Raw genomic sequence first — 10,596 nt, forward strand, 5'->3', positions numbered from 1 at the left:
CAGTAATATGATACAATCAATAATGTAGGAAGGAAATTTAAATTTTTTCTTGTTTTCTGTAATTATAAGAAGAGCATGAATCATGAATAAAATTATCAAAGAATTTGAAACCGAACAAATAAAGCAAAATGTTCCTTTTTTCCGTCCAGGTGATACGGTAGAAGTAAAGGTATGGGTAGTAGAAGGTTCTAAAAAACGTGTTCAAGCATTTGATGGAGTTGTAATTGCTATTCGTAATCGTGGTTTACATTCTACTTTTACGGTTAGGAAAGTATCCAACGGTGAAGGTGTTGAACGTGTTTTTCAAACTCACTCGCCGGTTATTGATAATATCATTGTTAAACGTTGCGGTGCTGTTCGTAAGGCCAAACTATATTACTTACGTCACCGCACAGGTAAATCTGCACGTATCAAAGAACGTCTCAATTAGAAGTTAGAAATAAGAAGTGGTTTTAAATAATTAAATTAGAAATAACATTATTTAAATTTTATTAAATTGTCTGTGTTATGATATTTTATAGAACAACCTCTTTTTTCTTAATTATCTAGTTTACTTAATTGTTTTGAAATAAAGATGAAAATATTTAGAAAATATATTTACAATATTAGCGATATATATATAAATAATATTTAAGTTATGCTTTAAAAAAAATAAAATGATTATTTCTAAGTTCATCTATATGTAATAAAAATATACTGAGTTAATATCTATCAAAATTTACGGCCTAATTATTAAATAGTTTTTAAGTTAACTAAAATTATTTTTCGTTCACATAGTATTGAATCCATTTTCAATCAATTTTAATCAGTAATTAAATTTAAAATAATATTTTTATATTTAATATTATAGATAATATCTAATAATTAAAAATATTTAACTATATAGCTAGTTGCAAGTATTTCTAAAACAATAAAACGAATAGATTGAATCATGTACATGATATAATAAAGTAATGACATGTTTTAGGGTGCAAAATTGTAAATAATCATTAAAGTAATATAGGATTGCTATTATGCAAAGAGACGCACTAAATAATGTGCACATTGCTGATGAACAAATTTTAATTACCCCTCAGGAATTAAAGGCCAAATTTCCGGTTACTTCATCTCAAGAAGCTCAGATTACAACCTCTCGCCAAATTATTGCAGACATTATTGCTGGTCGAGATCCACGTTTATTAGTAGTTTGTGGTCCGTGTTCAATTCATGATACTGAAGCAGCATTAGATTATGCTATTCAATTATATAGTCTTTCTAATAAGCTGCACAAACAGCTATATATTGTTATGCGTGTTTATTTCGAGAAACCTCGCACTACTATAGGCTGGAAGGGTCTGATTAATGATCCTTATATGGATAACTCTTTTGATATGGAAGGAGGCTTACATATTGCGCGTCAGTTATTGGTCAATTTAATAGAAATAGGTTTACCATTAGCAACAGAAGCCTTAGATCCTAATAGCCCACAATACCTTGGTGATCTATTTAGTTGGTCAGCAATAGGTGCACGTACTACAGAATCTCAAACACACCGTGAAATGGCTTCAGGTCTTTCTATGCCTGTTGGTTTTAAAAACGGTACTGATGGTAGTCTTGGTACAGCTATTAATGCAATGCGTGCCGCTGCAATGCCACATCGCTTCGTAGGTATCAATCAAGCTGGTCAAGTCTGTTTGTTACAAACTCAAGGCAATCCAGATGGACATATTATTCTTCGAGGCGGAAAAGCGCCAAATTATAGTCCAAAAGATGTTATACAATGCGAAAAAGAAATGCTAAAAGCAGGTCTATGTCCAGCTTTAATGATAGATTGCAGTCATAGTAATTCTAACAAGGATTATAGTCGACAGTGCAGCGTAGCGGAATCTGTTATTTCACAAATTCAAAATGGAAACCGTTCTATCATTGGTTTAATGTTAGAAAGTAATATTCATGAAGGAAACCAGTCTTCTGAACAACCACGCAGTGAAATGAAGTACGGAGTATCAGTAACTGATGCTTGTATTAGCATGAAAACCACTGAACTTTTATTGTATAAGATATATCAGGAACTTGAAAACGTGCTGTCAGTACGTTGCCATATGAGGCGTAATGAGTTTTCATGTTAACTAAATTAACTGTATTACGTAATAAAATTGATGAAGTTGATAAATCACTTCTTGCGTTATTAGCTAAACGTCTTGAATTAGTAGCTGAAATAGGTGAATTAAAAAGTCAGCATGGTTTACCAATTTATATTCCAGAACGTGAAATAAGTATGCTTGCTTTGCGGCGTCAGGAAGCTAAATCCTTAGGTATTTCTCCAGATTTAATTGAAGATGTATTACGTCGTTTAATGCGAGAGTCTTATGTGCATGAAAATAAAAAAGGTTTTAAGACGTTAAACCCATTATTACGTCCAATAGTGATTGTAGGAGGACAAGGTAAAATGGGCAGTTTGTTTAGAAAAATGCTCCTTTTGTCAGGTTATCAGGTTCGTATTTTTGATAAAGATGATTGGGAAAGGGCAAAAGATTTGTTACACGATGCTGGCATGGTAATTATTAGTGTACCGATCTATTTAACTGAAAAAATTATTTCTCAACTGCCTGTATTGCCATCAGACTGCATTCTTGTTGATTTAGCTTCAATTAAAAAGCGTCCCTTGCAAGCAATGCTTGCCGTGCATAGTGGTCCAGTGCTAGGAATACATCCTATGTTTGGTCCGGACAGTGGTAGTTTAGCAAAACAGTTAGTTATTTGGTGTGATGGTCGTTATCCGGAAAGGTATCAATGGTTTCTTAAACAGATACAGGTTTGGGGTGCACGTTTGCACCATACCAGTGCTATTGAACATGATCAAAATATGGCATTTATTCAAGCATTGCGTCATTTTACGACTTTTGCTTATGGTCTACATTTATCAGAGGAAGATGTTAATCTTGATCAACTTTTAGCTCTTTCTTCACCTATATATCGTCTTGAATTGGTTATGGTAGGTCGTTTATTCGCACAAGACCCTCAATTATACGCAGATATTATTATGGCGTCAGAAAATAATTTAGCACTTATTAAACGTTACTATGAACGTTTTGGTAAGGCCATTTCATTACTTGAGGAAGAAGATAAACAGGGATTTATTAAGAACTTTAAGCGAATTGAACGCTGGTTTGGAGATTATGCCGCTAATTTTTTATTAGAAAGTCGTAGTATGTTAAGTTCGGCTAATGATAATCGTTAATCATTTAGTAAAAAACGTTTTTATAACAATAAAAATTTATAAACATCATTCAATTGGTACTGTTTTTTCACATGGATAGCATCCAAGAATTTTAAGTGAATGTGTTAACTTATTTAATTCTTGTAATGCTGTCTGCATAGTATCTAGTTGTAGATGAGCTTGTATGTCAATATAAAAGATTTCTCGCCACGGGTTACCACTAATAGGACGATTTTCTAATTTTGTTATTATAAAATCATATTTACGTAACACTAAAAGTACTTCAACTAGTGCGCCGGCTTGTTGGCCGGTTGCTATTATCAATGTTATTTTTGCAGGAACTTGTATAGATACTTCTATAGGTTGACGTGCTAATACAATAAATCGTGTATAATTTTGATATTGATTAGCTACATTTCTCGCTAGTACCTCTAATCCATAAATTTTTCCTCCTGCTTCGCTACCAAGCGCAGCAACTTTAGGAGAGTTCATATGAGCAACTTTTTCCATAGCAGCTGCTGTACTTTCAGTGTATTGATTTTTCCATTGTGGAAAACGATTAACAAATAGACTACACTGTTGAAATGGCTGAGGATGACTGTAGACTATTTCAATAGTTTGTAAAGTTGAATCAGTATTATTTACTAATATACAGTGCTCAATTGGGATAATCACTTCACCAATGATTGATAGAGTAGTTTTTTGTAGTAGATCATAAACATCGTTAATTGAACCGGAAGTAGTATTTTCGATTGGCATGATCGCGTAATCTGCTTGTCCACTTTCAACTGCTTGTATGATGTCGTCAAATTTTAAAAAATTATTTTCTACTATTAAATCAAAATGATATGAAGCATATTTTCGCGCTGCAAGATGTGAATATGATCCTTTAGGACCAAGAAATGCAATGCGGGGTTCATGAGTATGTAGATGATTAATATTTTTTTGTAATATTACTTGTTGCGTAAGAATAGAATCTTCAATAACTAATTGAAATAAACGTGTAATATGATGTATATCAAGTTGGTATTTTTTAGCTAGTATGCTTAGATTTTCAAATAGGGTATGTTCACGTTCAATATCACGAATAGGATGATGTCTAAAAAGTTTTTCTTTAGCTAGTTGTATCACTAGCGAACGACGTTTAGCCAGTAACATTAATAATTTTCTATCAAGATTGCTTATTTTATCTCGTAAAATAAGCAATGGATGTTCAAGATTCATAGGATTTACCTGTTAAAGATTATTTAATAATAAAGCCTCCAAGCTGGAGGCTTTATTATTCATTTTCTCCTTCATCTTCCATCTTAAAATGAAACATTATCTTTTAATTTAAAAAAGTTAAAGATACGTCAATATCACCATAAGTAAATAATAAAATATTTTATTCTAAATAATTAATGTATTCAATATTAAAAAATAAACATTCAGTAGAAAATGAAATCAATTTCACAATAATTTGTTTAAAAAGTTTTATTCAACTAGACCAAAATTTTTTATATTATTGATAGCTCAACGTGACTTATACTTATAATGCACCTTGGTAGTTATCTTATTTGGTATATTCATTACATTTTTAATCGCTATGTATACATCATCATCATGTTTTGAACTAGTAACTAGTATACCATGAAGCATGTTAATAATAGCATGCACTCCAAATTCTTTTGAGTACTTTGATAGTATCATAATATTCAGATTCATAAAATGGGTGTGCCATTTTTCCAATATTTCGAGAAAAAATTCAGATTATTAATAATAATTTCAGTTATTTAAATACGTTATTGGAATTTTTAGAATCATAATAAAACCTCTATGCCATGTGTACTCTAACAAATTTATAATAAGGTAAACAATTAAGCAAAGATGTGATCTAAATCACATTGAATGATCTTTACTTTAACTAATCAAAATTTGTTTTTATATTTTAAAAGGTTAAGATTAAATCTGCTATTTCATTTATTAATTGATTCGAAAACGATTATTAAAAGCAATTATTTTGGTTACTTTTTTTGCTTCTTCTGGCATTTTTAAATGGTAATAAGCATGTTCCATTAATGGTAATGCCTTATAGGTTGATAGGGTATCTGGATAATTTTTCAGCATACTTTCAACACGTTTAACAGCAGCAATATAGGCTCTGTGATTTATATAAAATTCTACTACTTGAAGTTCATATTTAGCTATACGTTCTTTAAGATAAATTAGACGTTTATAAGCATCAGCAGCATAATAGCTTTTAGGATACTTTCGTAGCAGCTCTAAAAAGTCATGCCAAGCATCAAGAGCGTATTTTGAATCACGATCCGACGAATCAACTATCTTTAAAATACTCCAGAAAATTTTTTGGTCCAACGTCATATTAATAAGTCCTTTCATATAGATGACGTAATCAATATTAGCATGTGTCGAATTTAGATGTATAAAATTTTTAATGACTGTCTGTGCAAGAGAAAAATTGTTATTTTTATAGTAAGCATAGATTAAATCTAGTTGTACCTGTTGTGAATAAGGTCCAAATGGGTAGCGATTGTTTAGTATTTCCAATTGTGTAATTGCGTCTTGAAAATTATTAGCTTGTAACTTTTTTTGTGCTGTTTCGTAAATTTCAGAAGGGAGCATTTTAGGTAAAGGAAACGATAAATCAGCACAATCAACTATTCCTAAATTTAGTATGATGATTAAAATTAAATGTTTTTTATATATCATAATAACATCATTATCCTTAAAATATTTATACTATAAAATAATTCATTTATACTGTTTTCACTTTATGACTAAATTTAGCATAACATAGTATAATTAGATTATATGGTTTATATTTGAAAATTTAATCTTAAATAAAGACATTGTATATGATACAAAAAGTTAAACTTACCGCGGAAATATCCAGGACGCAACTTGGAAAGCGACTAGATCAAGCCTTAGCAGAATTGTTTAATGAGTACTCACGTTCCCAAATACAACAGTGGATTTTAAGTTATCGTGTTAACGTTAACGGCATTGTGATCGATAAGCCTGACAAAAAAATATCAGGGGGTGAGCATATTGTAATTCATGCTGAAATTAAAGAAGACAATGATTGGAAAGCACAAAACATTCCATTGAATATTTTGTTTGAAGATGATGATATTTTAGTGATCAACAAACCAAGTGCTTTAGTCGTACATCCTGGTGCTGGAAATTCTAACAATACCTTACTTAATGCACTACTTTATCACTTTCCGTTGATTAATAATGTACCACGTGCTGGTATTGTGCATCGTCTTGATAAAGATACAACTGGATTGATGGTAGTAGCAAAAAACATTTCTTCTCAAGTTCGTCTAATGGAAATGCTTAAGTTACGTAAAATTGTGCGCATATATGAAGCGATAGTAGTAGGTGTGATAACTGTTGGAGGTGTAGTAAACGCATCAATAGGACGTCATCCTAAAAAACGTGTATATATGTCTGTAAATTCCATGGGCAAACCAGCTGTTACATATTATCGCATTATAGAAAATTTTCGTTTGCATACTCGCTTATATTTACGTTTACAAACTGGTCGTACGCACCAAATTCGAGTACACATGGCACATTTAAATCATCCTATAGTAGGTGATCCACTTTATAGTAGGTATAAACCCGAAAAAGGAGCATCTGAAGAAGTGATTAGTAAATCATATAATTTTAATAGACAAGCATTACATGCTAAAATATTGCGTTTCTATCATCCAAAGAGTAATATTGCCATGGAATGGTGTGCTCCTATACCAAAAGATATGATGGATTTGACTAATATACTTAGGATTGATAAAAATAATCATTTTCCATATAACGGAATATAAGTGAATTAATAATATAATTATTGTGCTTAATGTACTTTACGTTTTTAAATTAACTTTAAGATATTAAAATCGTTTATTGATACAAAATGAAACGTTTATCAAAAAAGCATTATTTAATATTTTTATCATAATACATTGATATATATATGTTATAGTTGGTTTATGAACATTTAAAACACTTTAATAAAATTAAAATTTGCTAGCGGCATATATATTTCTTCCAGAAAAAACCAACATAGTTTTATTTCTTTAAGTATATAAAATTTAGGCAAGTTCCTAATTCTTAGGAATTGGTTGGGATCTAATGTATATAATTAATATTTATTGCTCTATTTGCTTGTAGATCATAAACACCTTAAATTATTAGCATTTTATGCTATAACTTACATAGATAAATTTAAGTATTATTATAGTAATATTTTTAATATTCAAATTACTTTTTGCATTCTAATTAAAATCACTTAGATTTAACTTAAGATTTTTAATCTTTGATCTTAATTTATTTTCAATGTAAATTGAATATTGAATGGGAGGAACGATGCGTCTGGATCGTTTTACTAATAAATTTCAGTTAGTACTTGATGAGGCTCAATCTCTTGCTTTAAGACATGAAAATCAATTTATAGAACCCATTCATGTCATGAATATATTACTTAAAGAGGAAAATGAGTCGGTACATATATTGTTAAAAACTGCAGGTATTGATGTTTCGAACCTTAGTATTAATCTTGAAAAATCTCTTAATCAACTTCCAAAAGTAGAAGGAACTGCTGGTGATATACATTCATCATCTGATTTGCTTAACACACTAAATTTATGTTATCAATTAGCACAAAAAAATGGTGATAAATTTATATCATGCGAATGGTTTATTTTAGCAGCACTTGATTCGCGAGGTTTATTAGCACATTTACTTAAAACTGCTGGTGCTTCGCATAAAATATTATATGATAGTATTAATCAATTACGAAGGGGAGAGAAAGTGCATGATCAAAATTTTGAAGAGCGGCGTGAAGCTTTAAAAAAATATACCATCGACCTCACAACTTATGCCGAACAGGGAAAACTTGATCCAGTCATTGGCCGTGACGATGAGATTCGCCGTACCATTCAAGTATTACAACGTCGCACTAAAAATAATCCTGTATTAATAGGTGAACCTGGCGTAGGTAAAACTGCTATTGTTGAAGGTTTAGCGCAACGTGTCATTAACGGTGAGGTACCAGAAGGTCTCAAAGGTCGTCGTGTACTAAGTTTAGATATGGGTTCTTTAATAGCTGGTGCTAAATATCGTGGTGAATTTGAAGAGCGGTTAAAAAATTTATTGAATGAGCTTATTAAACAAGAAGGTAATGTTATTCTTTTTATTGATGAGCTACATGCTATGGTTGGAGCTGGTAAAGCAGAAGGTGTAATAGATGCTGGTAACATGCTTAAACCAGCATTAGCTCGAGGGGAATTACATTGTATAGGTGCAACTACGTTAGATGAATATCGAAAATATCTTGAGAAAGACGCTGCTCTAGAACGTCGTTTTCAAAAAGTATTTGTTGCAGAACCAACAGTTGAAAATACTATTGCTATTTTACGTGGACTTAAAGAACGTTATGAACTACATCATCATGTACAAATTACCGACCCAGCAATTGTAGCTGCTGCAACTCTATCAAATCGTTATATTACAGATCGTCAACTGCCTGATAAAGCAATTGATTTAATCGATGAAGCTGCATCTAGTATTCGTCTACAAATTGATTCTAAACCAGAATTATTGGATCGACTTGAACGTCGTATTATTCAGTTAAAATTAGAACAGGAGGCAATGAAAAAAGAGTTGGATGAAGCCAGCATTAAAAGACTTGAAATTCTCAAATCAGAACTCGACCAAAAAGAGTGCAAATACATTGAATTAGAAAAAATATGGAAGGCGGAAAAAGCATCTTTATCTGATGTTCAAAACATCAAATGGAAAATTGAACAAGCTCGTTTTTCATTGGAACAAGCTCGTCGTATAGGTGATCTAGGATTAATGTCTAAATTACAATACGGCAAGATACCAGAACTTGAAAAACAGTTAGAATCCATACAATCCGAACATAAGCCTATGAAACTTTTGCGTAATCGTGTAACAGATGAAGAAATTTCCGACGTTTTAGCACGTTGGACTGGTATTCCAGTTGCACGCATGATGGAAAGTGAGCGAAATAAATTGTTACGTATGGAACAATCATTACATAGACAAGTTATTGGTCAACATGAAGCTATTGAAGCAGTATCAAATGCCATTCGTCGTAGCCGTGCTGGTTTGTCTGATCCTGATCGTCCGATAGGTTCATTTTTATTTTTAGGACCTACTGGTGTTGGCAAAACTGAATTATGTAAATCCTTAGCTAATTTTTTATTTGATAAAAATGATGCAATGGTCCGCATAGACATGTCTGAATTTATGGAAAAACATTCTGTGTCGCGTTTGGTTGGTGCACCACCAGGTTATATCGGTTATGAAGAAGGAGGATACTTAACAGAAGCAGTCCGTCGTCGTCCTTATTCAGTGATTCTATTAGATGAGATAGAAAAAGCACATCCTGATATATTTAATATTTTATTGCAGGTTTTAGATGATGGTCGTCTAACCGATAGTCAAGGACATACAGTAGATTTTCGTAATACTGTAGTTATTATGACTTCTAATCTTGCTTCTGATTTAATACAAGAGAAATGTAGCTTATTGGATTATATGGGAATGAAACAAATAGTGATGTCAGTTGTTAGGCAACATTTTCGTCCAGAATTTATTAATCGTATCGATGAAGTGGTCGTTTTTCACCCTTTACAAGAAAATCACATTGCTTCTATTGCCAAGGTTCAAATACAGCATTTATATGAACGTTTAGCAGAACAAGGCTATCATTTAAATATTTCTGAGTCAACTTTTAAATTTCTTGGTAAAAATGGTTATGATCCAATTTATGGTGCACGTCCTTTAAAACGAGTAATTCAGGATAAAATTGAAACGCCAATAGCGCATAAAATTCTTTCAGGTGATTTAATTACAGATAAAATCATTACCATAGATGTAAACAATGATAAAATAATTGTTTGTCAGTAGTTGAATTAATAAATCAAAAAAGTTATCATAACAAAAGTTGTATAGGACAAAACAATTATTTGTAAAAATTAATAATTTAGTTTTTTTAAATGTCACTATCTGAATTAGTAAATAAACTAGTGTACTGAATTACCTAAGATGGATGTATTAAGAAATTTTTTAAAAAAATTGACTTTGAAAACAAAAACTGTAATGCTTATTACAGTTTCAATTAATAAATGTACTATGTATTATAATTCTTTAAAAATTTATTCAGACAATCTATGTGAGTACTAGCTGATAGCTATCAAGAATATTATAGATACAGATGTCTGTTAAGTTAATGGGTTATTGAGTATAAAAATTTAACTTAAATAGTCTGTACTTTATGATGAATGCAAAGTAAATCGGGTTTTAAATTGAAGAGTTTGATCATGGCTCAGATTGAACGCTGGCGGCAAGCCTAACACATGCAAGTC

Annotated in this window: 8 protein-coding genes and 1 rRNA gene (1 of these 9 only partly in view); 6 read left to right on the forward strand and 3 right to left on the reverse strand. The window is 31.3% G+C overall.

Features of this window, described 5'->3' with window-relative positions; translation table 11 throughout:
- Positions 1-82 precede the first annotated feature (82 nt).
- The 3 genes from rplS to tyrA all read left to right on the forward strand — a co-directional run bounded on the left by rplS (position 83) and on the right by tyrA (position 3,220).
- The gene (gene rplS, locus BMSBPS_RS03265) at positions 83-430 is read left to right on the forward strand and encodes a 50S ribosomal protein L19 (RefSeq protein WP_022564179.1); all 348 of its coding nucleotides are present in this window, start codon (positions 83-85) and stop codon (positions 428-430) included.
- Positions 431-1,013: 583 nt separating this feature from the next.
- On the forward strand, positions 1,014-2,108 hold the full coding sequence (locus BMSBPS_RS03270) for a 3-deoxy-7-phosphoheptulonate synthase (RefSeq protein ID WP_022564180.1): 1,095 nt from the start codon (positions 1,014-1,016) through the stop codon (positions 2,106-2,108).
- Positions 2,102-3,220, forward strand: coding sequence for a bifunctional chorismate mutase/prephenate dehydrogenase (gene tyrA, locus BMSBPS_RS03275; protein ID WP_046201173.1), 1,119 nt, complete (start codon positions 2,102-2,104; stop codon positions 3,218-3,220). The genes BMSBPS_RS03270 and tyrA overlap by 7 nt, the downstream gene beginning before the upstream one ends.
- Before the next feature lie 45 nt (positions 3,221-3,265).
- On the opposite strand, the gene pheA is transcribed toward tyrA, so the two are convergent.
- The 3 genes from pheA to bamD form a co-directional block, all read right to left on the reverse strand.
- On the reverse strand, positions 3,266-4,423 hold the full coding sequence (gene pheA, locus BMSBPS_RS03280; RefSeq protein ID WP_046201174.1) for a bifunctional chorismate mutase/prephenate dehydratase: 1,158 nt from the start codon (positions 4,421-4,423) through the stop codon (positions 3,266-3,268).
- 288 nt (positions 4,424-4,711) lie between these two features.
- Positions 4,712-4,903 carry a hypothetical protein gene (locus tag BMSBPS_RS03285; protein ID WP_046201175.1) on the reverse strand — a complete coding sequence of 64 codons (192 nt, stop codon included), beginning with the start codon at positions 4,901-4,903 and terminating at the stop codon, positions 4,712-4,714.
- 258 nt (positions 4,904-5,161) lie between these two features.
- On the reverse strand, positions 5,162-5,908 hold the full coding sequence (gene bamD, locus BMSBPS_RS03290; RefSeq protein ID WP_022564184.1) for an outer membrane protein assembly factor BamD: 747 nt from the start codon (positions 5,906-5,908) through the stop codon (positions 5,162-5,164).
- Between the two features lie 146 nt (positions 5,909-6,054).
- On the opposite strand from bamD, the gene rluD reads away from it, so the two are divergent.
- From rluD to BMSBPS_RS03305, 3 genes are all read left to right on the forward strand, one after another.
- A complete protein-coding gene (gene rluD, locus BMSBPS_RS03295) occupies positions 6,055-7,029 on the forward strand; it encodes a 23S rRNA pseudouridine(1911/1915/1917) synthase RluD (protein ID WP_022564185.1) in 975 nt (324 codons plus the stop codon).
- A 538-nt stretch (positions 7,030-7,567) separates the two neighbouring features.
- Positions 7,568-10,138 (forward strand): ATP-dependent chaperone ClpB, encoded by a 2,571-nt coding sequence (clpB, locus tag BMSBPS_RS03300; protein ID WP_022564186.1) that lies wholly within the window; start codon positions 7,568-7,570, stop codon positions 10,136-10,138.
- Positions 10,139-10,533: 395 nt separating this feature from the next.
- Positions 10,534-10,596, forward strand: a 16S ribosomal RNA gene (locus BMSBPS_RS03305) (it continues 1,483 nt past the right edge of the window).

The organism is Candidatus Pantoea carbekii (assembly GCF_000971765.1).
Classification (GTDB): Bacteria; Pseudomonadota; Gammaproteobacteria; order Enterobacterales; family Enterobacteriaceae; genus Pantoea_A; species Pantoea_A carbekii.

Excerpts from the sequence above, each read along its gene's own strand:
- rplS (WP_022564179.1), top strand. The coding sequence starts at position 83 with ATGAATAAAATTATCAAAGAATTTGAAACCGAACAAATAAAGCAAAAT.
- BMSBPS_RS03285 (WP_046201175.1), bottom strand. The coding sequence starts at position 4,903 with ATGAATCTGAATATTATGATACTATCAAAGTACTCAAAAGAATTTGGA.
- clpB (WP_022564186.1), top strand. The coding sequence starts at position 7,568 with ATGCGTCTGGATCGTTTTACTAATAAATTTCAGTTAGTACTTGATGAG.
- rluD (WP_022564185.1), top strand. The coding sequence starts at position 6,055 with ATGATACAAAAAGTTAAACTTACCGCGGAAATATCCAGGACGCAACTT.
- bamD (WP_022564184.1), bottom strand. The coding sequence starts at position 5,908 with ATGATATATAAAAAACATTTAATTTTAATCATCATACTAAATTTAGGA.
- pheA (WP_046201174.1), bottom strand. The coding sequence starts at position 4,423 with ATGAATCTTGAACATCCATTGCTTATTTTACGAGATAAAATAAGCAAT.
- tyrA (WP_046201173.1), top strand. The coding sequence starts at position 2,102 with ATGTTAACTAAATTAACTGTATTACGTAATAAAATTGATGAAGTTGAT.
- BMSBPS_RS03270 (WP_022564180.1), top strand. The coding sequence starts at position 1,014 with ATGCAAAGAGACGCACTAAATAATGTGCACATTGCTGATGAACAAATT.